Source organism: Ramlibacter agri, from assembly GCF_012927085.1.
Classification (GTDB): domain Bacteria; phylum Pseudomonadota; class Gammaproteobacteria; order Burkholderiales; family Burkholderiaceae_C; genus Ramlibacter; species Ramlibacter agri.
This window is the reverse complement of record NZ_JABBFX010000002.1, coordinates 996,072-1,015,997: the sequence shown is the minus strand read 5'-3', so window position 1 is coordinate 1,015,997 and position 19,926 is coordinate 996,072. Positions and strand designations below refer to the sequence as shown.

Here is a 19,926-nt window from a genome sequence, read left to right as displayed (position 1 = left end):
CGGCTCCCGCGCTCAGTGCGCGTACTGCCAGTCGCTCTTGGGCAGCGCCGACAGGAACTCGTGCGCCTTGGTGATCAGCCCGCGCTTCACCACCCATTCCGCCTGCTCGACGAAGCACTGGCGCTTGGCGGAATCGGGGGTGGCGGCCCAGGCGGAGCCGGTCAGCGGGGGCGCGGGCAGCGGGTCGCGGCCGGCCGCGTCCTGCAGGATGCGATAGAACTCCAGCCAGCGCGTGGGCAGCGGGCAGACCCGGTTCTCCTTGCGCAGTTCGGCCATCAGCTCGTATTCGCCGGCCTCGATGGGCGCCAGCGACAGGCTCAGTTCGGGAATGGCGGGCTTGGCGGCCTGCGCGGAGGCGGGCAGCGGCATGGGTTGCGTAGGCGCGTCGAAATCCGCGTCACCCGCGAGGTGCAGCGGAATGGTCGACGCCGGCTCGGTATCGGCGAACGACGGCTTGTTGGACTTGATCATGGCGACCCCCTCCTCACGCAGGTCTGGAATTCGGAGTGTAACAAGTTCTTACATGGACTGCTTAGGTTGATCACCTAGGCATGCCGTGGCATCGACGGCTGCTGGAGCGTCGCGGAGCGCACGAATATATCGGAGAAGCCGGCCCATCCCCGCGGCAGGCCACGCCAAGGCGAGGAACTCCTCACGGCCGCCGCGCTTTTGCGCCGGAGCTTGCCTCAGCGGAGGTAGCCCGAGCCGTCCTTCACGCCCTTGTGGCCGGCGATCTGCCAGGCCGTCTGCTGGCCGACCAGGCCGGCCAGGAACTCCACTTCCTCGTCGGTGTGGTTGATCGCCTTGGCCGGCGTGAGGATGCGGCCTTCGGCATTGGGCTGCGGTTCGGCCCAGAAGGACTGGTGGTATTCGGCCTGCGAGGTCGTGCTGTCCCGGCCGGCCGACAGGTCCACCGTGCCGTAGCAGTTGCAGAAGTAGCTGCGGTAGGACTGCTCGGAAAAGATCTCGGTGTAGGTGCCGGTGCCGCGGATGCCGGCGGTCAGCGTGGGCGTGACGATCTGCCGGCTGCTGCCGCGCCCCCACACGCTCACCACCGCGCCGGTCAGCATGCGCAGGATGGCGATGGTGTTCAGCGTCTGCCCGCGCTCCACGGTGATGCGCGAGTTCTCGCGCACGTGCAGCGCGGCATTGCCGATCACGAAGGACAGGTTGGAGCCCGGCCCGGTCTGGATGCTGTCGCCGGTCTGGATCACCTGTTCGCGCCGCAGCGGCGCGCCATTGAGCAGCGCGTCGCCCTGCATGGCCACGATGTTGCTGCGCTGCTGGGCCTGGGCGGCGCCGAAGCCGCCCATCGCCGCCCAGGCCGCCGCGGCCTGCAGCACGCCACGGCGCCGGAACCAGAGCACCTCGTCCTCGGTGCGGCCAAGCAGGGTGTGCGTGCTCATGGGGTCATGCTCCTCAGGAAGTTTCCGGCGGTGGGGTAGCGACGAAGGTGTCGCGGAACGAGAAATACAGGGACGTGAACAGCATCCCCAGGAACACCAGGCTGAAGGGCGCCAGGAACTGCACCATCACCATGCGGTTGCCCGCGGACACGAGCAGCAGCAGCAGCAGCAGCGCCGACAGCAGCAGCACCCAGGCCGCCGCATAGACGAAGAAGGCGCGCAAGTTGCGCCAGAAGGCGATGGCGCTGAAGAACAGGCTCTTCACCGGCGCGACGCCGTGCCAGTAGACCAGCGCCGGCGCGAAGGCGAACAGCACCAGCAGCGGCAGCTGCAGCGCCGAAGCGACGAACAGCATCGGCGACACCTGCACCTGGGCCGGCGTGCTGCCGGTGGCTTCGGTGATCTCGATCGGCGCGCCGGGGAAGAACAGCGTCAGCGCGCCCAGCAGCACGACCAGCACGCCGACGTGGATGGCGCCCAGGATCAACATGGAGCGCGAGCACTGCGAGCCCGAGCGGAAGCCGGCGAGGAACACCGAAGGCATGGGGAAAGTGCCGTTGGACACGCGCTCGGTGGCGACGAACATGCCCAGCGTCGCCGCCGGCGTCAGCACCGCCAGCGCCACCACGCCCACCAGCGGGATCGCGGCGAGCAGCGCGTAGACCGCGCCATACATGAAGACCAGCCCGGTCAGCCCCAGGGGCTGGCGGAAGAAGGCCTGGACACCGAGCTTGACCCATTGGATGCCGGTACGCGCGGGGACGATGTTCAGTTTCACGAACGGGGACTGCTGGTGGGGGTTCGGGGGCTCGCGCAGGGTAGCCTATCCGCAGCGGCGGCGGGACTGCGTGACAAATTTAACGCCAAGCCCCCGCAAGCGATACCTGCGCGGGCCGGCACGTTCAGCCGAGGGCGGCGGCCGTGACCGGCTGCGCGATGCGCTGCCGCAGCACGCGCTCGAAGTGGGTGGGGTCGTGCGGCTTCAGCAGCGAAGCCTCGCGCGGCAGGTGGAAGTCCCACAGGCGCGAGATCCAGAAGCGCAGCGCGCCGGCGCGCAGCATCGCCGGCAGCAGCTGGCGCTCCGCCGCCGTCAACGGCCGCACCGAGGCATAGGCCGCGACGAAGGCGCGGGCCCGCTCGGGGTCGTGCCGGCCGGTGGGCAGGTCGATCGCCCAGTCGTTCAGGCAGACGGCCAGGTCGAACAGCCAGGCGTCGATGCCGGCGAAGTAGAAGTCGAAGAAGCCGGTCAGCTGGCCGCCGTCGAACATCACGTTGTCGCGGAACAGGTCGGCGTGCACCGGGCCGCGCGGCAGCGCCTGCCAGGCGGAGCTGCCGGCCACGTGGTTCTGGAAGGCCAGCTCGCTGCGCAGCAGGGCCGCCTGTTCCGGCTCCAGGAAGGGCAGCACCACCGGCACCGTCTCGTTCCACCAGGCCAGGCTGCGCAGGTTGGGCTGGTGGCGCTTGTAGTCGCGGCCGGCCAGGTGCATGCGCGCCAGCATGGCGCCCACCTGGCTGCAATGGTCCGGGCCGGGAGCGAGCTCGTGGCCGCCGGCCAGCTTGTTCACCAGGGCGGCGGGCTTGCCGGCCACAGTGTGCAGGATGTCGCCGTCCTTGTCCGCCGCCGGGTCCGGCACCGGGATGCCGTGCTGCGCCAGGTGCTTCATCAGGTGCAGGTAGAACGGCAGCTGTTCTGCGGTGAGGCGCTCGAACAGGGTCAGGACGTATTCGGTGGCGCCGAACATGTCTTCGGCGGTGACGAAATAGTTGGTGTTCTCGATGCCGCTCTGGATGCCGCGCAATTCGCGCAGCTCGCCCAGTTTCAAGGCGCGCAGCAGCGCGCGCGCCTCGTCGGCCGAGACTTCGGTGAATACAGCCATCTCAGAATTTCAGCACGTTCCAGACGCGCTGGCTCTTGCCGAGGTCGCCCTGGCGGTCTTCGCTGGGCCGGCTGCGCGCGCCGTCGCTGGGTTGCATCTCGTAGGCCGGCGCGTTGCCGGACGGCTTGACGGTGACGTTCTGGCTTTGCCCGCCGACGCGGAGTTCGTCGATGGTGGCGCCGCCGTCGTCGATGTGGATGCGCTCGATCTTCTGGTCCGGCCGTTCTTTCTTGACCGGCTTGTCCTCGGCCGGCGCCTGGCCGGTCTGGGCGAGCACGGCCAGCGGAAAAACGGCTGCCACGAACAGGATCTTGCGCATGGGCACAATTGTAGGCTGGCGCCACAGGCCCGCTTGAAGGCCATACTGCCCGAATCCCCTATGAGCAACACGGACGATCACGTTCCCCAACCCGAACCGAAAACCCTTCTGCTGGTGGACGGTTCCAGCTACCTGTACCGCGCATTCCACGCCATGCCGGACCTGCGCGCGGTGCCGGGCGACCCCGCCAGCGCGGCGACGGGCGCCATCCGCGGCATGATCAACATGATGCAGAAGCTGCGCAAGGACGTGCGCGCCGACTACGCGGCCTGCATCTTCGACGCGCCCGGCGGCACCTTCCGCGACGAGCTCTACCCCGAGTACAAGGCGACCCGTTCGCCGATGCCGCCCGACCTGCGCACGCAGATCGACCCGATCCACGAAGTGGTTCGCCTCCTGGGCTGGAAGGTGCTGAACGTGCCCGGCGTGGAAGCCGACGACGTCATCGGCACGCTGGCCTGCCTGGGCACCCGGCATGGCATGCGCACCATCATCTCCAGCGGCGACAAGGACCTGTCGCAGCTGGTGAACGAGAGCGTGACCGTCATCGACACGATGAACGACCGCCGCCGCGACGTCGCCGGCGTCGAGGCCGAGTTCGGCGTGCCGCCGCGGCTGATGGTGGACTACCAGACGCTGGTGGGCGACACGGTCGACAACGTGCCGGGCGTGAACAAGGTCGGCCCCAAGACGGCGGTGAAGCTGCTGCAGGAATGGGGCTCGGTCGACAACCTGGTCGCCAACGCCGACAAGGTGAAGGGCGCCGTCGGCGAGAACCTGCGCAAGGCGCTGGACTGGCTGCCCAAGGGCCGCGCGCTGGTCACCATCCGCACCGACTGCGACCTGAAGGACCACATCCCCGGCTTCCCGGCGCTGGAAGACATCGTCATCAACGGCCAGGACAGCGAGAAGCTCAAGGAGTTCTACGAGCGCTACGGCTTCAAGGGCCTGGTGAAGCAGCTCGAGACGCACGACGTGCCGCCTGAGCTGCTGGAGGAACACCAGAGCCGCAAGAAGGTCGGCCCCGGCGAGCGCCAGCCCGCCGGCCTGTTCGACGAGCCGGACCTGAGTGGCCCGTCGCAGGTGACCAACCTGCAGTACGACACGGTGTTCACCTGGGAAGCCTTCGACACCTGGCTCGCGCGCATCGAGGCCGCGCCGCTGGTGGCGCTGGACACCGAGACGAATTCGCTGGACGAGATGCGGGCAGACATCGTCGGCCTGTCCTTCAGCACCGAGCCGGGCGTGGCCTGCTACATCCCGCTGGGCCACAACTATCCGGACGCGCCCGAGCAGCTGCCGCTGGAAGAAGTGCTGGCGAAGCTGAAGCCCTGGCTGGAGAACCCCGAAAAGCACAAGCTCGGCCAGCACGTGAAGTACGACCGCCACGTGTTCGCCAACCACGGCATCGAGGTGCGCGGCTACGTGCATGACACGATGCTGCAAAGCTACGTGCTGGAAGTGCACAAGCCGCACGGCCTGGCGAGCCTCGCCGAGCGGCACCTGGGCCGCACTGGCATCGACTACGAGACGATCGCCGGCAAGGGCGTGCACCAGATCACCTTCAACCAGGTGAGCATCGACAAGGCGGCCGAATATTCCTGCGAGGACTCGGACCAGACCATCGACGTGCATCGCGTGCTGTGGCCGCGGCTGGAGCAGGACAGCAAGCTGAAGTTCATCTACGACCTGGAGATCCGGAGCAGCGAGGCGCTGTACCGCATCGAGCGCAATGGCGTGCTGATCGACGGCACGGAGCTCGAGCGGCAAAGCAAGGACCTGGGCCACCGCATCGTGCAGCTGGAACGCGATGCGCACGAGCTTGCGGGCCAGCCGTTCAACCTGGGCAGCCCCAAGCAGCTGGGCGAGATCCTGTTCGTCAAGCTGGGCCTGCCGGTGGTGAAGAAGACCGCCAGCGGCGCGCCGAGCACCGACGAAGAGGTGCTGGAGAAGCTGGCGGACGACTACCCGCTGCCGGCCAAGGTGCTGGAGCATCGCAGCCTGGCCAAGCTGAAGGGAACCTACACTGACAAGCTGGCGCAGCTGGCGCACCCCAGGACCGGCCGCGTGCACACGCACTACGCGCAGGCGGTGGCGGTCACGGGGCGGCTTTCCAGCAACGACCCCAACCTGCAGAACATCCCGGTCCGCACGGCCGAAGGCCGGCGCGTGCGCGAGGCCTTCATCGCGCCGGCCGGGCACCGCATCGCCAGCGCCGACTACAGCCAGATCGAGCTGCGGATCATGGCGCACATCAGCGAGGACGAGGCGCTGCTGCGCGCCTTTCGCGAGAACATCGACGTGCACCGCGCGACGGCCTCGGAAGTGTTCGGCGTGCCGGTGGAGCAGGTGTCGAGCGAGCAGCGCCGCTACGCCAAGGTCATCAACTTCGGCCTGATCTACGGCATGAGCAGCTTCGGACTGGCGCGCAACCTCGGCATCGAGAATGCCGCGGCGAAGAGCTACATCGACCGCTACTTCCAGCGCTACCCGGGCGTGAAGACCTACATGGACGAGACGCGCCTGGCGGCCAAGAGCCGCGGCTACGTCGAGACCGTGTTCGGCCGGCGCCTGTACCTGCCGGAGATCAACTCGCCCAACGGCCCGCGCCGCGGCAGCGCCGAGCGCCAGGCCATCAACGCGCCGATGCAGGGCACGGCGGCCGACCTGATCAAGCTGTCGATGGTCAAGGTGCAGGAGACGCTAGACCGCGAGCAGCGCCGCACGAAGATGATCATGCAGGTGCACGACGAACTGGTGTTCGAAGTGCCGGAAGACGAAGTCGACTGGCTGAAGGCCGAGATCCCGCGCCTGATGGCCAGCGTCGCCGAATTGCAGGTGCCGCTGCTGGCGGAGATCGGCGTGGGGGCGAACTGGGAAGAAGCGCACTGAGCCCGGCGTAGGCGCAGTCGCACGCCCATGCGCGCGACTGCGCTCCGTCGCGGCCGCATTCGCCTTCCTAGACTGGCTGCTTCCCATCGGGAGCATCCATGGCAGAGAAAGACGGTCCCGACGGGGACATGACGCGCCGCGACGTGCTGCGCGTGGCGGGCGCGTTGGCGGCCGCATCGAGTTCACTGGGCGCCGAGGCCCAGCAAGCGCAGGCAGCGCCTCGCGTGGCCGAGCCGCAACCGCAATACGTGCCCGTGCGGCTGTTCGTCAACGGCCAGTCGCGCGACCTGAACGTCGACACCCGCACCACGCTGCTCGACTTGCTGCGCGAGAACCTGCAGCTCACCGGCACCAAGAAGGGCTGCGACCACGGCCAGTGCGGCGCTTGCACGGTGCTGGTGGATGGCCGCCGCATCAACAGCTGCCTCACCTTGGCGCTGATGCACGACGGCCAACAGGTCACCACCATCGAAGGCCTGGCGCAGGGCAACCAGCTGCATCCGCTGCAGGCCGCCTTCATCAAGCACGACGGCTTCCAGTGCGGCTATTGCACGCCGGGGCAGATCTGCTCCGGTGTCGCCATGCTGGGCGAAGTACGCGCCGGCATGCCCAGCTTCGTGACGGCGGACCTGCACGCGGTGCCGCGCCTCACGCCGGAGGAGATCCGCGAGCGCATGAGCGGCAACATCTGCCGCTGCAGTTGCTACCCGAACATCGTCGCGGCGATCGAGGAAGTGGGAGGCGGCACATGAAGGCCTTCACTTACGAGCGGGCCGCCAGCCCCGAAGCGGCGGCGCAGGCGGCGGCGCAGCACCCGGGCGCGAAGTTCATCGCCGGCGGCACCAACCTGCTGGACCTGATGAAGCTGCAGGTCGAGACGCCCGTCCACCTGGTCGACATCAACCGCATCGGGCTGGACCGCATCGAGGACCTGCCAGGCGGCGGCCTGCGCATCGGCACGATGGTGCGCAACAGCGACCTTGCCGCCGACCCGCGCGTGCGCCAGCGCTATCCGGTGTTGAGCCGCGCGCTGCTGGCCGGCGCGTCGGCGCAGTTGCGCAACAAGGCCACCACCGGCGGCAACCTGCTGCAACGCACGCGCTGCTACTACTTCTACGACACCAGCAAGCCGTGCAACAAGCGCACGCCCGGCTCGGGCTGTTCCGCCATCGGCGGCTTCAACCGCATCCACGCCATCGTCGGGGCCAGCGACCAGTGCATCGCGGTGCATCCCTCGGACATGGCGGTGGCGATGCGCGCGCTCGACGCGCAGGTGGAGACGGTTTCGCCGCAGGGGCAGCGGCGAGTGATCCCGATTGCCGACTTCCACCGGCTGCCGGGCAGCACGCCCAACGTCGAGACCGAGCTGCAGCCCGGCGATTTCATTACCGCCGTGAGCCTGCCGCCGCCGCCGCCCGGCGTGCAGCTGTATCGCAAGGTGCGTGACCGCGCGTCCTATGCCTTCGCGCTGGTGTCGGTGGCCGCCATCGTCGATGCGCAGGGCGGCACGGTGCGCAATGCGCGGCTCGCCTTCGGCGGCCTCGCCCACAAGCCCTGGCGCGTGCCGCAGGCCGAACAGGCGCTGGCCAACGTGCCTGCCGCACCGCAGTCCTACGACGCCGCGGCGAGCGCGGTGCTCGCCGGCGCGCGTGGCCAGGGCCACAACGATTTCAAGATCCCGCTGCTGCGCCGCGTGCTGGCCGGCGTGCTGGGCGAAGCGACACGTACCTGAGGGCCGCCACGATGGAGATGAAGCAGCCCGCAGGGCACAACGCCCTGGACGACAACCGGCAAGGCCTGGTGGGCCGGCCGCTGGACCGCGTGGATGGCGTGCCGAAGGTGACGGGCCGCGCGCCCTATGCCTACGAAGTGCGCGCACCGGCACGCCCCGCCTACGGCTACCTGGTGGAGGCGAGCATCGCCAAGGGCCGCGTGGCCGGCGTCGACACGAGCGCGGCCGAACGCGCGCCCGGCGTCGTGCTGGTCTGGACCCACCGCAATGCGCCGAAGCAGGCGCCTTTCGGGCCGATGAACCTGGAGGACCGCTTCGCCCGCGCCAAGCCGCAGTTGAACGACGACCGGGTGCAGTACTACGGCGAGCCGGTGGCTTTCGTCGTTGCCGAGAGCTTCGAGCAGGCGCGGGCGGCGGCGCAGCTGGTGCGCGTCACTTATGCGCCGGAGCGCGGCGACTACGAGCTGCAGAAGAACCTGGCGCAGGCGCAGAAGCCCAAGCCTTCCAACGGCCGCGAGCCGGACTCCGCCAGCGGCGACTTCGATGCCGCCTTCGCCGCCGCGCCGGTGCAGGTGGACGCGCGCTACACCACGCCGGTGCACATCCACGCGCAAATGGAGCCGCACGCCAGCACCGCCTGGTGGGAAGGCGACCGGGTGGTCGTCAACTGCTCCTCGCAGCTGCTGGAAAGCGCGCAGAAGTGCGTGGCCAACACCTTGCAGATCCCCAACGAGAAGGTGCGCATCCTGAGCCGCTACATCGGCGGCGGCTTCGGCGGCAAGCTGCCGATCTACGGCGATGCGATCCTGGCGGCGCTCGCTTCGCGGCAGTTGAACCGGCCGGTGAAGACGGCGCTGACGCGCCAGCAGATGTTCCACCTCACCACGCACCGCAGCGACACCGTGCAGCGGCTGCGCCTGGGCGCCACGCGCGACGGCGTGCTGACGGCCTTCGGGCATGAGGCCTGGTCGCACACGGCGCGCTTCGACGACTTCTACGAATCGGCGGCGATGGTGGGGCGGTCGCTCTATGCGGCGCCGAATCGCATGACGAAGAACCGCGTCGCACACCTGGACCTGCCGGTGTCGGACTCGTGCCGCGCGCCGGGCGAAGCCGTCGGCATGCCGGCGCTCGAATGCGCCATGGACGAACTGGCGGTGCAACTGGGCATGGACCCGATCGCACTGCGCCTGCGCAACGAGCCGAAGCAGGATCCGGAGAAGCACATCCCGTTCTCCTCGCGCCAGCTGGTGGCGTGCATGCACGAAGGCGCGAAGCGTTTCGGCTGGGACCTGCGCCACACGCAGCCGGGCCAGCAGCGCGAAGGCCGCTGGCTGGTGGGCATGGGCATGGCCGCGGCCTCGCGCGGCAACTTCCTGCGGCCGTCCAAGTGCAAGGTGCATATCGACGGCAATGGCATGCTGACGGCGAAGATGTCGATGACCGACATCGGCACCGGCAGTTACACGGTGTTCACGCAGGTCGCGGCGGAGATGCTGGGCCTGCCGCCCGCGCAGGTGAGCATGCAGCTGGGCGACAGCGACTTCCCGGAAACGGCCGGTTCGGGCGGCTCGTTCGGCGCGGCAAGCGCCGGCTCGGCGCTGTACGACGCCTGCGACAAGCTGCGGACGAAGCTGGCGCAGTCGGCCGGCATCGACCCTGCACAGGCCCGCTTCGCCGACGGCAAGATCACCGGCTGCGGCAAGACGGCGACGCTTGCCACCTTGGCGGGCGCCTCCGGCATCGAGGCCGACGGCGAGATCCAGCCCGGCGACATGATGAAGAAGTATTCGCAGCAGGCCTACGGCGCCTTCTTCGCCGAGGTGGCGGTGGACACCGAGTCGGGCGAAGTGCGCGTGCGGCGCATGCTGGGCGTGTTCGCCGCCGGCCGCATCCTCAACGCGAAGACGGCGCGCTCGCAGGCGATCGGCGGGATGATCTGGGGCGTCGGCGAGACCCTGCACGAGGAAGCGGTGCTGGACGCGCGCCACGGCTGCTTCGCCAACCACGACCTCGCCGAATACCACGTGCCGGCGCATGCGGACATCCCGGCGCTGGACGCCTACTACCTGCCCGAAGTGGACGACAAGACGAACCCGCTGAAGATCAAGGGCGTCGGCGAACTGGGGATCAGCGGCGCCGGCGCGGCGATCGCCAACGCGATCTACAACGCCTGCGGCGTGCGCGTGCGCGATTTCCCGATCACGCTGGACAAGGTGCTGGCGGGGATGTCGGCCTGATTCAGGTGCGCAGCGGAGCTGCGCACCCTACTTTTTCTCCGACCACAACTCCCCGCCCGTCGCCCAGTCCTGCTTCTTCAGTTCGTAGATCAGGACGTCGATGCCTTCGGCCTTGCTGCCCAGGGTCTGGACGCAGGCTTGCGTGAGCGCTTGCACGAGGTTTTTCTTCTGTTCGAGGGTGCGGCCCTCGAACATCTCGACGCGGATGGTCGGCATGGGATCTCCTGGCTTGGGATGAGGCCCGGATTGTGCGCCCTGCCGCGTTGATAAGATCGCGCGGCCCTTCATGACCGCAACTCTCGCCTTCATCCTCCTCGCGACCTTCGCCGCCGGCATCGGCAGCGTGTGGCTGGCCGCCGGCCTCATGCGCCTGGGCTGGGGCCCCGAGCCGCGCGTGCGCGGACTCAAGGAGCAGCACCTCCTCAGCCTCGCCGCCGGCGCGCTGCTGGCCACCGCCTTCATGCACCTGCTGCCCGAAGCGCTGGAAAGCCAGGCCGGCGCGCACGCGATGTTCGCCACGCTGCTGGTCGGCGTGGTGTTCTTCTTCCTCCTGGACAAGGCGGAGCTCTGGCACCACGGCCACGAACACCACCACGGTTCGCACGACGAGGAACACAGCCACGCGCACGGGCTGGCGCATGCGCACGACCACGACCATGAGCACAAGGACCAGCGTACCGGCGGCTGGGCGGTGCTCACCGGCGACAGCGTGCACTGCTTCGGCGACGGCATCCTGATCGCCTCGGCCTTCGCGGCGAGCACGCATCTCGGCCTGGTGGCCGCGCTCGCGGTACTGGCGCACGAGGTGCCGCACCACATCGGCGACCTGGCCGTGCTGCGGCAGTCCAGCCGCTCGCGGCGCGCGGCCTTGGTGAAGGTGTCGCTGGCCGGCGCGGTGACGCCGCTGGGCGGCCTCGTCGGCTGGTGGCTGGTGGACCGGCTGGCGGACTACCTGCCTTACTTCCTGGTCGTGGCCAGCAGCAGCTTCATCTACGTGGCGCTGGCCGACCTCATCCCGCAATTGCAGAAGCGCCTGGGCGCGCGGGAGACGCTGGCCCAGGTCGCGTGGTTGCTGTCGGGGATTGCGCTGGTGACGGTGGCCAGCTTGATGGGGCACGGACACTAGCGTTGCAAGCTGGGGTCGGCGTCCGCCGAACCCAGCCTGCGAAGGGCGCCGAACCCCGCTATCAGCTGCGGTGCGGGTTGTCCGGGTGGCGATCGAAGCGGTCCGGCACGCCGTCGTGATCGCGGTCGCGTTCCGCGCGTTCCCAGCGGCCCGGCTCGTAGCTCCAGCGGCCGCCCACCTGCACCCAATGGGGCTCGGCATAGCGGTAGCCCGGGCGCATCGCCACGTAGTAGCCCGGCGCCCACACGTACTGGTGGCGGCGCCATTCCCAGTGGCCCGGCACCCAGCTCTGGCCATGGCGCGGCTGCGGCACGGCTTCCACGCGCGGCGCCGGCGGCGCGATCTCGACATACACGCCGGCCGCCTGCGCTGGCGCAGCGAGCAGGGCGCTGGCCGCGGCGAGCGCGGCGGCGGCGGTGACGATCCAGGTTTTCTTGCTGCCCATCGACGTTCTCCGGTTGGTTGGGGGTGAGGCCATCCTGCGCAGCGCATGTGAATGCGCTCCCACTGCCGTGCAAATGCCGCGTGAACGCTGCAGCCGTTCGTAAATGCAAGGCCGGGCAGTCCTACACCTGCCCGGATGTTGTCCGACAGGGTGACGGGAGGGGGCGGCCCAAGATGAACCGGCGGATGGAGGACACGCTCCATCCGGCATCGACCGACTTTGATCCCGAAGGAGAATGAGATGGCATCTCGTGACTACGAAGACCGCGACCGCCAGGGCCGCTGGGGCAGCGGCGACCAGCAGCAGGATCGTGGCCAGGGGTACGGTGGCGGGGATTCGCGCGGCGGCTGGGGCAGCCAGCAGGGCCAGCAGGGCGGCAGCTCCGGCATGCAGGGTTCGCAAGGGGCACTTGGCGGCTACGGCCAGCGCGCCGGCACCGAGTTCGGTTCGCAGCAATCTTCGGGCTACGGCGGCTATGGCGGCGAGAGCCACGGCTATGGCCGCGGCAATTCCGAGTTCGGCGGGCAAGGCGGCGGCCAGGGCAGCTGGGGCCGCGGCGAGCAATATGGCGGTGAATACGGCGGCGGCACGCGCAACGCGGCGGGCATGCAGTCGTCCGGCTTCGGCGGCTCGAGCGGCACCTATGGCCAGGGTGGCGGCTACGGTGGCCAGAGCTACGACCAGCGCGGCCAGGCCTATGGCCAGCGCGGAAGCTGGAGCGGCGGCAGCTACGGCGGTGGCTCGACCTACGGCCAGGGCGGCAGCAGCTACGGCGGTGGCTCGTCCTACGGCCAGGGCGGCAGCGGCTACGGCGGCCAGGGCGACACCTACAACCGCGGCAGCGACGGCGGTGGCATGGGCGGCAGCATGGGCCCGCAAGGCGTGCAGGGCGGCGGCATGCAGGGCAGCTATGGCGGCAGCCAGGGCTACGGCTCTGGCAACCAGGGCCATGGCGGCGCCAACTACGGCGGCGGCATGGGCAGCACGCGCATGGGCCAGCAGGGCTCGGGCTACGGCCAGGACGCATGGGGCCAGGGCGCCGGCAGCTTCGGCGGCCAGGCGCAAGGCGGCGCCTGGGACCAGGGCGGCGGCACCGGCATGCACACGCACACCGGCGGCTACAGCCAGGGCCACCACGACCCCGAATACCACCAGTGGCGAGAAGAACAGATCCGCAACCTGGACAACGACTACCAGAACTGGCGGCAGGAGCGCTACAAGAAATTCAGCGACGAGTTCACGAGCTGGCGCAACAGCCGCAGCGGCGGCCTCGGCCCGAACCAGGGGCAGGGCAGCGGTGGCTCGGGCGCGGGCAGCGGCGGCGGCATGTCCGGCACCGGCGGGTCCGGCGCCAGCTCGGGCAGCCCCGCGGGTTCCGGCCAGGGCAGCTCCAGCAACCTGGGCGGCTCCAGCGGCATGGGCAGCGCGGGTACCACGATGAGCGGCGCCAACGCCAACCCGGGCAGCGTGGGCAGCGGTTCCTCGGGCGGCAACAGCGGCGCGTCCTCCGGTTCGTCCTCCAAGAGCAAGTGATGGCCTGACCCGGCCGCAGCGGCGCCGCGATGCGGCGCCGCCTTTCTGGGAGATCACGGATGAAGCGATTCGCGCTGCTCGTGCTGGCGCTGGCCTTCGGCGCCGCGCAGGCCGGGAACCTGGCGCACGCCGACCGCAAGTTCATCGAGCACGCTGCCGAGAGCGGCATGTTCGAAGTGCAGATCGCCCAGCTGGCCAACGCGAAGGCCAACGACCTGCAGGTGAAGAACTTCGCCGGCATGCTGGCGGACCAGCACACCGCCGCCAACAACGAGCTGGTGAAGATCGCCAGCGCCAAGGGCGTGGAGCTGCCGCCGGCGCCCACCCGCAGCCAGCGGCGCGAGATCGACAAGCTGGGCAAGCGCAACGGCGCCGACTTCGACCAGCACTTCGTGCGCGAGGTCGGCATCAAGGCGCACGAGAAGGACATCAAGTCGTTCCAGAAGGCCCGCGACGACGTCCAGGACGCCGACCTGAAGGCCTTCATCGAGAAGACCCTGCCGATGCTGCAGGACCATCTCGCGCAAGCGCAGAAACTGCCGGAAGCTGCGGCAAAGAAGTAACTCGACCGTTCACGCTGGCTGGACCGCTCCTAAAATCGGCGCGTGATCCGAGGTCGAAAGCAGTTCCCCGCATTCCCGCCGCTGGCGTTCGCAATCCTGGCGCTGGCGCTTGCCGGCGCGCACGCGCAGCCGCGCCCCCCGAGCTACGCCGCGGCCGCCGCCGCCGAGGCCAGGCCGCTGGGCAGCGCGCAGAAGCTCGAGCGCCACTTCCTGCAGCTCACGGCGGCCAACGCCCGTTTCGAGGCCGATGCCTCGCGGCTGGTGCCCACCCGTTCCACCAGCCCCGCCGCCAAGGAAATCGCCCGGGCGGTGATGGACCGCCAGAAGACGATGCAGCCGGAACTGTTGCACCTGCTGCAGGCGCGCGGCATGGCCATGCCCATCCTGAGCAACGACCACAACAAGGTGATGAAGCAGCTGGGCAAGGCCAGCGGCGCGAAGTTCGACCGCATGTACGTCGAGGAGGTCGCGCTGCGCACCTACCAGGCCGACATCGAGAACTTCGAGAAGATGGCCACGCAGGCCGAGGACCCGGTGCTGAAGGCCTGGGTCGAAAGGCAGCTGCCGGCGCTGCGCAACCAGCTCGCCGCCGTCAACCGCGCGCTGCCCAGCGCTTCGCTGCGCGGGCAACGCGCCGTGTGAGGCTCAGTTGGCCGGCGAGGGCTGGTAGCCCGTCACGCGCCAGCGGCCGTCCTGTTCGCGCACCGTCGCGACGATCTCCTGCAGCGTGCCCTTCTGGAACTTGCTGAGAAAACGCACGGTCACGTACTGGCCGTCCGGGCGGCCCGGCAGGCTGGTCTTGTAGATCGCTTCCACCGGTTCGCGCTCCACCAGCGGCCCGAGCGGCTGGCGCACCGGCGGCACCTTGTCCATCCACGTGCCCAGCGGCACGCTGCTGCGGAACATCGCCGCGGACGCATCCCAGGCGGTGCCCCAGTCATTGCGATCCAGCAGCGTCAGCCAGCCGGTGGCGGCCAGCTGGCCAGCCTTGGCCATGTCTTCGACGCTGGGCGCCGAGGCCGCGGCGGCGGCCGGGGCTGCGGCGGGCTGCGCCTGCGCGCCTGCGCACAGGGCGAGGCCAAGGGCCAGCAGGGAGAGGCGGGAATTCACTTTCATGGGGCGCAGTCTAGCGGCTGGGCAAAGGCACCCCGGCGAGGTACAACTTTTTACCGCGCCTTTACCCGCAGCAGCTGCCTCAGCATGCGGGCGCCGAGCTGCCCCTGGTCCTCGTTGTTGGTGTTGAAGACCACGTGCACGCGGCGCGCCTGGGTGGCGAGGTGCTCGATTTCCGGCACCATGGCCGCCAGTTCGTCGGCGCTGTACTGGTAGTCGAAGCGCGACGAGGAAGCCGCGAGCCCTTTCTTGTTCCAGGTCTCCTTGTTGCGCCCGTGCAGGCGGACGACGGCGAGCTCGGGGCTGGTCACGTCCCAGACGCAGGGCACGCAGTCGGCGAAGCCCTGGGGCGAATCGACCACCGTGTGGACGACGCCCAGTTCGCGTTCCCAGTCCAGCGTCTGCTCCAGGTGATCGCCGTGGAACCAGGTGGCATGGCGGAACTCCGCAGCCACGAGGTGGCCCTGCATCCTTTCCACGCAGTGCTCCACGTGCGCGATGCTGGCGCGATCGCGCAGCAGCCAGGGCGCGAACTGGAAATGCACGGCGCCCAGCTTGCCGCTGGCGCGCAGCGGCTGCAGCGCCGCGATGAAGCGCCGCCAGAGTTCGTCGCGCAGCTCCGGCGGCAGCTTGTCGTAATACAGCGTGCGCGGCGCCTCGGGGCCCAGCGCCTTCTGCAAGTCGCGGTCCAGCGCGGTGACCAGCGCCTGGTGGCCGGTGAACAGGCGGAAGGCCTTGACGTTGAAGGTGAAGTCGCTCGGCGTGCGCTCGGCCCACAGCTGCGCGGTCTGCGGCAGCGGCATGGCGTAGTAGCTGGAATCCACCTCCACCAGCGGGAACTGCTGCGCGTAGAAGCGCAGGCGCTGTTCGGCGGTCTTGCACTGCGGCGGGTAGAAGCGGCCGCATCGGATCAGGGTGGGGTCGGTCCACGAAGCCGAGCCGACCAGGACATTTTCCATAGTCAGTTGGGGACAGAGCAGGCGCTGCGCTTCCTGGTCTGTTCCGCAAAAATACTGGACTAATATACAGGTTCCATGCAGTCCCGTGACCCTCTCGAATCTCTCAATCAGCAGCAGCGCGAAGCCGCCACCCACGGCACCGGCGAGTCCGCCGGCGACACGCGGCCGCTGCTGGTGATCGCGGGCGCGGGCTCCGGCAAGACCAACACGCTGGCGCATCGCGTCGCCAACCTGATCCGCCACGGCGCCGACCCGCAGCGCATGATGCTGCTCACCTTCAGCCGGCGCGCGGCGCAGGAGATGGAGCGCCGCGTGGGCGGCGTGCTGCAGCAGGCGCTTGGATTGCAAGGCACGCAGTCCCTACCCAACCTGCCCTGGAGCGGCACCTTCCACAGCATCGGCGCGCGCCTGCTGCGCGAGTACGCGCCGCGCATCGGGCTGGAGGAGAACTTCACCATCCACGACCGCGGCGACTCCGAGGACCTGATGGGCCTGGTGCGCCACGAGATCGGCTTCTCGGAAACGAAGAAGCGCTTCCCGCTCAAGGGCACCTGCCTCGGCATCTATTCACGCGTGCTCAACACGCGCGACCCGCTGTCGCTGGTGCTGCAGAACACCTACCCGTGGTGCACGCAGTGGGAGGACGAACTGAAGAAGCTGTTCGGCGCCTATGTCGAGGCCAAGCAGCAGCAGAACGTCCTCGATTACGACGACCTGCTGGCCTTCTGGGCCGACATGATGGCCGAGCCCGCGCTGGCCGAAGAGGTCGGCGCGCGCTTCGACCACCTGCTCGTCGACGAATACCAGGACACGAACAAGCTGCAGGCCGAGATCATCCTCGGCATGAAGCCGACGGGGCAGGGCGTCACGGTGGTCGGCGACGACGCGCAGAGCATCTATTCCTTCCGCGGCGCGACGGTGCGCAACATCCTCGACTTCCCGCGCCAGTTCACGCAGGAAGCGCGCATCGTCACGCTGGAGCGCAACTACCGCAGCACGCAGCCTATCCTGGAAGCGAGCAACGCGGTGATCGCGCAAGCGCGCGAGCGCCATGCCAAGGACCTGTACACCGACAAGGTGTCAAGCCAGAAGGCGCAGCTGGTGCTGGTGCCGGACGAGGCGCAGCAGGCGCGCTGGGTGGCCGACCAGGTGCTGCGCCAGCGCGAGGCCGGCGCGGTGCTGAAGTCGCAGTCGGTGCTGTTCCGCGCCAGCCACCACAGCGCCGCGCTGGAGCTGGAACTGGCGCGCCGCAACATCCCCTTCGTCAAGTTCGGCGGGCTCAAATTCCTGGAAGCCTCGCACATCAAGGACCTGCTGGCGGTGTTGCGCTTCGCCCAGAACCCGCGCAGCCGCATGGCGGGCTTCCGCGTCGCGCAGCTCGTGCCTGGCGTCGGCGCGGCCACCGCCACGCGCCTGCTCGATGCGATGGGCGAGGCCAGCGACCCGCACGTGGCGCTGCAGGGCTTCGAGCCGCCGGCGCAGGCGAAAGAAGACTGGGCGCCGCTCGCCTCGCTGTTCGCGAAGCTCAATGACGCCGAACTCGCCTGGCCGGCCGACATGGAGCTGGCCAAGGCCTGGTACCAGCCGCACCTGGAGCGGCTGCACGAGGACGCGCAGGTGCGCAAGCTGGACCTGGACCAGCTCGCGCGCCTCGCGGCCGGCTATGGCAGCCGCGAACGCTTCCTCACCGAGCTGACGCTGGATCCGCCCGAAGTGACCAGCGACCAGAGCGGCCCGCCGCTGCGCGACGAGGACTACCTGATCCTCTCCACCATCCACAGCGCCAAGGGCCAGGAGTGGAAGGCGGTGCACGTGCTGAACTGCGTGGACGGCTGCATCCCGAGCGACATGGCCACCGGCACCACCGAGGAACTCGAGGAAGAGCGCCGGCTGCTCTACGTGGCGATGACGCGCGCCAAGGAGCAGTTGCACCTGCTGGTGCCGCAGCGCTTCTACATCTCGCAGCAGGCGAGCGGCGGTGACAAGCACGTCTATGCCGGGCGCACGCGCTTCATCAGCGAAGCGATGCTGGCGGCCTTCGAGCAGGTGTGCTGGCCGGACGCGCCATCGCTTTCGGCCGCCTCGGCGCAGCCGCAAGCGCCGGTGCTGCAGGTGCGCAGTCGCGCCCGCTCGATGTGGAAGTAAGCCTCGCGACAGCAAGAGCAGCCGTTCGCGCTGAATGCAACGAAGGTGCGACCTTTTACCGGAGGCCGATCGCTCTGATTCCTATACTCGATTCGTAGTTTCCTAACATTGAATCGAGGAGAGAATGCGGAGAAATGCAGTATTGGCGGGCCGCGCGGCGGCCTTGGCCCTGGCCGTGCGGCAGCCACCAGCTGGGACATCACGCCGCGCGCCGTCCTGGCCGGGGCCGCCAGCAGCTCGGAGTACATGATTCCCAGCTGGCTCACGCGCAGCGGCAACACGTTGACCTTCCAGCCGCCCGCGACCTTGCTGCCTACCGATGGTCCTTACGGGCTGGAGTTCCAGCTGGAGGCGAACGTACCGGATGTGAAGGACCCCAGCTCGACGCAGCACCTGGTGCGCAAGCTGACCGTGCGGCACGCCGTCGTGCCGACCGGCTTGTATGCGATGACGCCGGCGTCGGAAACCGTCACGGCTACCGCCTCGCTGGACGCCCATCCGGCTGGCACGATCATCCCGCAGCTGGTGGCGCAGGTGCCGGGCACCTTCTCCCGCCGCGGCACGCGCACCGATTCCTATCCCGCGGCGGCCGCCGGCAATCCGCTGCTCGCGAACTGGCTGGCCTTCTATGCATTCAATGGCGGAGTCAGCGAGCACGTCCTGAACTACTGCGACCCGTTCACCCGCGCCTGCCTGCCGGCAGGGACCTACAACGGTGCCTTGCTGATGCGGTTCACCGCGAACGATGGCCGGACTGCGGATTTCGAGTTCCCGGTCTCGCTGACATTGACGCCCTGAGCGGGGCAAGGCCGGTGCGGGACAATAGGGGCATGCGCCTCGCCGGTTCCACCAACTTCCGTCCCGTCCACACCCTGCGTCCCGTCCTGTTCCGCTCCGACCACCTCGGGGCGCTGCAGGAGGACGACCTGCGCCAGCTGCGCGCGCTGGGCATCCGGCGCGTGCTCGATTTCCGCGGCGTGACCGAGCGCGAGGCCGCTGCCTGCAGGCTGGCCGGCGTCGCCGTGCATTCGCTGCCGATCGAGCCGACCATCGTGCAGCGGCTGCACGCGCTGCGCGAGGCCGGCGAACGCATCACGCCGGCCGACGTGGCGCTGCACATGCAGGACACCTACCGCGGCTTCGTGCGCGAGAACACGCCGCGCTTCGCCGAGTTCTTCGCGCACCTGCTGGAATCCGACGCCCCCACCGTCTTCCACTGCACCGCCGGCAAGGACCGCACCGGCTTCGCCGCGGCGCTGGTGCTGCGCGCCGTGGGCACCAGCGAGGCCGAGGTGATGCAGGACTACCTCCTCACCAACGAGCGGCTCGCCTTCCCGGCCGAAGGCCGCTACGCCATGCCGCGCGAGGTGATGGAGGTGCTGTGGCGCGTGCAGCCGGATTTCCTGGCCGCGGCCTTCGACGAAGTCGATTCGTCCTACGGCTCGCTGGAGGCCTACTTCCAGCGCGGCCTGGGCCTCGGCGAGGCCGAGCGCGCGCGCCTGCGCGCCTGGTACCGACCCGCTTGAGGGCGGGCGGCTCTCCGCGCCTGCAGGCGTCCATTTCCTGATCCGCTGCC

Annotated in this window: 20 protein-coding genes; 11 read left to right on the top strand and 9 right to left on the bottom strand. The window is 69.1% G+C overall.

Annotated elements, in window-relative coordinates; translation table 11 throughout:
* Nucleotides 1-12 precede the first annotated feature (12 nt).
* The 5 genes from HHL11_RS23350 to HHL11_RS23330 all read right to left on the bottom strand — a co-directional run bounded on the left by HHL11_RS23350 (nt 13) and on the right by HHL11_RS23330 (nt 3,602).
* Nucleotides 13-471 carry a hypothetical protein gene (locus HHL11_RS23350; RefSeq protein ID WP_169420951.1) on the bottom strand — a complete coding sequence of 153 codons (459 nt, stop codon included), beginning with the start codon at nt 469-471 and terminating at the stop codon, nt 13-15.
* 215 nt (nt 472-686) lie between these two features.
* On the bottom strand, nt 687-1,406 hold the full coding sequence (locus tag HHL11_RS23345) for a FecR family protein (protein ID WP_169420950.1): 720 nt from the start codon (nt 1,404-1,406) through the stop codon (nt 687-689).
* Nucleotides 1,407-1,419: 13 nt separating this feature from the next.
* On the bottom strand, nt 1,420-2,184 hold the full coding sequence (locus HHL11_RS23340; protein WP_169420949.1) for a BPSS1780 family membrane protein: 765 nt from the start codon (nt 2,182-2,184) through the stop codon (nt 1,420-1,422).
* Nucleotides 2,185-2,308: 124 nt separating this feature from the next.
* The gene (locus HHL11_RS23335) at nt 2,309-3,283 is read right to left on the bottom strand and encodes a homoserine kinase (protein ID WP_169420948.1); all 975 of its coding nucleotides are present in this window, start codon (nt 3,281-3,283) and stop codon (nt 2,309-2,311) included.
* A gap of 1 nt (nt 3,284) precedes the next feature.
* On the bottom strand, nt 3,285-3,602 hold the full coding sequence (locus tag HHL11_RS23330; protein WP_169420947.1) for a hypothetical protein: 318 nt from the start codon (nt 3,600-3,602) through the stop codon (nt 3,285-3,287).
* Between the two features lie 60 nt (nt 3,603-3,662).
* Between HHL11_RS23330 and polA the strand changes: the two genes are divergently transcribed.
* The 4 genes from polA to HHL11_RS23310 all read left to right on the top strand — a co-directional run bounded on the left by polA (nt 3,663) and on the right by HHL11_RS23310 (nt 10,466).
* Complete coding sequence (gene polA / locus HHL11_RS23325; RefSeq protein WP_169420946.1) at nt 3,663-6,494, top strand: DNA polymerase I; 2,832 nt, start codon at nt 3,663-3,665, stop codon at nt 6,492-6,494.
* 98 nt (nt 6,495-6,592) lie between these two features.
* Nucleotides 6,593-7,246 carry an aldehyde dehydrogenase iron-sulfur subunit PaoA gene (gene paoA, locus HHL11_RS23320; RefSeq protein WP_240980372.1) on the top strand — a complete coding sequence of 218 codons (654 nt, stop codon included), beginning with the start codon at nt 6,593-6,595 and terminating at the stop codon, nt 7,244-7,246.
* A complete protein-coding gene (locus tag HHL11_RS23315) occupies nt 7,243-8,226 on the top strand; it encodes an FAD binding domain-containing protein (RefSeq protein ID WP_169420945.1) in 984 nt (327 codons plus the stop codon). The genes paoA and HHL11_RS23315 overlap by 4 nt, the downstream gene beginning before the upstream one ends.
* An 11-nt stretch (nt 8,227-8,237) precedes the next feature.
* Nucleotides 8,238-10,466: a xanthine dehydrogenase family protein molybdopterin-binding subunit gene (locus tag HHL11_RS23310; RefSeq protein WP_169420944.1), complete on the top strand. Its 2,229-nt coding sequence runs from the start codon at nt 8,238-8,240 to the stop codon at nt 10,464-10,466.
* Nucleotides 10,467-10,493: 27 nt separating this feature from the next.
* On the opposite strand, the gene HHL11_RS23305 is transcribed toward HHL11_RS23310, so the two are convergent.
* Nucleotides 10,494-10,682 carry a 4-oxalocrotonate tautomerase gene (locus HHL11_RS23305; RefSeq protein WP_169420943.1) on the bottom strand — a complete coding sequence of 63 codons (189 nt, stop codon included), beginning with the start codon at nt 10,680-10,682 and terminating at the stop codon, nt 10,494-10,496.
* A 70-nt stretch (nt 10,683-10,752) separates the two neighbouring features.
* On the opposite strand from HHL11_RS23305, the gene HHL11_RS23300 reads away from it, so the two are divergent.
* Nucleotides 10,753-11,592: a ZIP family metal transporter gene (locus HHL11_RS23300; RefSeq protein WP_169420942.1), complete on the top strand. Its 840-nt coding sequence runs from the start codon at nt 10,753-10,755 to the stop codon at nt 11,590-11,592.
* Nucleotides 11,593-11,653: 61 nt separating this feature from the next.
* Here the strand turns inward: HHL11_RS23300 and HHL11_RS23295 are convergent, their stop codons facing one another.
* Nucleotides 11,654-12,037 carry a YXWGXW repeat-containing protein gene (locus HHL11_RS23295; protein WP_169420941.1) on the bottom strand — a complete coding sequence of 128 codons (384 nt, stop codon included), beginning with the start codon at nt 12,035-12,037 and terminating at the stop codon, nt 11,654-11,656.
* 240 nt (nt 12,038-12,277) lie between these two features.
* Here HHL11_RS23295 and HHL11_RS23290 point away from each other — a divergent pair, with 240 nt between their 5' ends.
* From HHL11_RS23290 to HHL11_RS34490, 3 genes are read left to right on the top strand one after another with little or no spacing between them, the layout of a single operon-like run.
* Complete coding sequence (locus HHL11_RS23290) at nt 12,278-13,570, top strand: hypothetical protein (protein ID WP_169420940.1); 1,293 nt, start codon at nt 12,278-12,280, stop codon at nt 13,568-13,570.
* 59 nt (nt 13,571-13,629) lie between these two features.
* Nucleotides 13,630-14,133, top strand: a complete 504-nt coding sequence (locus tag HHL11_RS23285) for a DUF4142 domain-containing protein (protein ID WP_169420939.1) — start codon at nt 13,630-13,632, stop codon at nt 14,131-14,133.
* Nucleotides 14,134-14,175: 42 nt separating this feature from the next.
* The gene (locus HHL11_RS34490) at nt 14,176-14,775 is read left to right on the top strand and encodes a DUF4142 domain-containing protein (protein WP_169420938.1); all 600 of its coding nucleotides are present in this window, start codon (nt 14,176-14,178) and stop codon (nt 14,773-14,775) included.
* Between the two features lie 3 nt (nt 14,776-14,778).
* On the opposite strand, the gene HHL11_RS23275 is transcribed toward HHL11_RS34490, so the two are convergent.
* Together HHL11_RS23275 and HHL11_RS23270 are read right to left on the bottom strand one after the other, a co-directional pair.
* Entirely contained in the window at nt 14,779-15,249 is a 471-nt protein-coding gene (locus HHL11_RS23275; RefSeq protein WP_169420937.1) for a DUF4019 domain-containing protein, read from the bottom strand.
* Between the two features lie 50 nt (nt 15,250-15,299).
* Nucleotides 15,300-16,205 (bottom strand): DUF72 domain-containing protein, encoded by a 906-nt coding sequence (locus HHL11_RS23270; RefSeq protein WP_169420936.1) that lies wholly within the window; start codon nt 16,203-16,205, stop codon nt 15,300-15,302.
* A gap of 75 nt (nt 16,206-16,280) precedes the next feature.
* On the opposite strand from HHL11_RS23270, the gene HHL11_RS23265 reads away from it, so the two are divergent.
* The 3 genes from HHL11_RS23265 (at nt 16,281) to HHL11_RS23255 (ending at nt 19,876) form a co-directional block, all read left to right on the top strand.
* On the top strand, nt 16,281-18,350 hold the full coding sequence (locus HHL11_RS23265) for an ATP-dependent helicase (protein ID WP_169420935.1): 2,070 nt from the start codon (nt 16,281-16,283) through the stop codon (nt 18,348-18,350).
* Nucleotides 18,351-18,596: 246 nt separating this feature from the next.
* Nucleotides 18,597-19,148, top strand: a complete 552-nt coding sequence (locus HHL11_RS23260; protein WP_169420934.1) for a hypothetical protein — start codon at nt 18,597-18,599, stop codon at nt 19,146-19,148.
* Between the two features lie 32 nt (nt 19,149-19,180).
* The gene (locus HHL11_RS23255; RefSeq protein ID WP_169420933.1) at nt 19,181-19,876 is read left to right on the top strand and encodes a tyrosine-protein phosphatase; all 696 of its coding nucleotides are present in this window, start codon (nt 19,181-19,183) and stop codon (nt 19,874-19,876) included.
* The last annotated feature ends 50 nt before the right edge of the window (nt 19,877-19,926 follow it).

What these genes read in the sequence shown, in the direction of transcription:
- HHL11_RS23350 (WP_169420951.1), bottom strand. Translation starts at nt 471, where the DNA reads ATGATCAAGTCCAACAAGCCGTCGTTCGCCGATACCGAGCCGGCGTCG.
- HHL11_RS23345 (WP_169420950.1), bottom strand. Translation starts at nt 1,406, where the DNA reads ATGAGCACGCACACCCTGCTTGGCCGCACCGAGGACGAGGTGCTCTGG.
- HHL11_RS23335 (WP_169420948.1), bottom strand. Translation starts at nt 3,283, where the DNA reads ATGGCTGTATTCACCGAAGTCTCGGCCGACGAGGCGCGCGCGCTGCTG.
- HHL11_RS23330 (WP_169420947.1), bottom strand. Translation starts at nt 3,602, where the DNA reads ATGCGCAAGATCCTGTTCGTGGCAGCCGTTTTTCCGCTGGCCGTGCTC.
- polA (WP_169420946.1), top strand. Translation starts at nt 3,663, where the DNA reads ATGAGCAACACGGACGATCACGTTCCCCAACCCGAACCGAAAACCCTT.
- paoA (WP_240980372.1), top strand. Translation starts at nt 6,593, where the DNA reads ATGGCAGAGAAAGACGGTCCCGACGGGGACATGACGCGCCGCGACGTG.
- HHL11_RS23315 (WP_169420945.1), top strand. Translation starts at nt 7,243, where the DNA reads ATGAAGGCCTTCACTTACGAGCGGGCCGCCAGCCCCGAAGCGGCGGCG.
- HHL11_RS23310 (WP_169420944.1), top strand. Translation starts at nt 8,238, where the DNA reads ATGGAGATGAAGCAGCCCGCAGGGCACAACGCCCTGGACGACAACCGG.
- HHL11_RS23305 (WP_169420943.1), bottom strand. Translation starts at nt 10,682, where the DNA reads ATGCCGACCATCCGCGTCGAGATGTTCGAGGGCCGCACCCTCGAACAG.
- HHL11_RS23300 (WP_169420942.1), top strand. Translation starts at nt 10,753, where the DNA reads ATGACCGCAACTCTCGCCTTCATCCTCCTCGCGACCTTCGCCGCCGGC.
- HHL11_RS23295 (WP_169420941.1), bottom strand. Translation starts at nt 12,037, where the DNA reads ATGGGCAGCAAGAAAACCTGGATCGTCACCGCCGCCGCCGCGCTCGCC.
- HHL11_RS23290 (WP_169420940.1), top strand. Translation starts at nt 12,278, where the DNA reads ATGGCATCTCGTGACTACGAAGACCGCGACCGCCAGGGCCGCTGGGGC.
- HHL11_RS23285 (WP_169420939.1), top strand. Translation starts at nt 13,630, where the DNA reads ATGAAGCGATTCGCGCTGCTCGTGCTGGCGCTGGCCTTCGGCGCCGCG.
- HHL11_RS23275 (WP_169420937.1), bottom strand. Translation starts at nt 15,249, where the DNA reads ATGAAAGTGAATTCCCGCCTCTCCCTGCTGGCCCTTGGCCTCGCCCTG.
- HHL11_RS23270 (WP_169420936.1), bottom strand. Translation starts at nt 16,205, where the DNA reads ATGGAAAATGTCCTGGTCGGCTCGGCTTCGTGGACCGACCCCACCCTG.
- HHL11_RS23265 (WP_169420935.1), top strand. Translation starts at nt 16,281, where the DNA reads ATGCAGTCCCGTGACCCTCTCGAATCTCTCAATCAGCAGCAGCGCGAA.
- HHL11_RS23260 (WP_169420934.1), top strand. Translation starts at nt 18,597, where the DNA reads ATGATTCCCAGCTGGCTCACGCGCAGCGGCAACACGTTGACCTTCCAG.
- HHL11_RS23255 (WP_169420933.1), top strand. Translation starts at nt 19,181, where the DNA reads ATGCGCCTCGCCGGTTCCACCAACTTCCGTCCCGTCCACACCCTGCGT.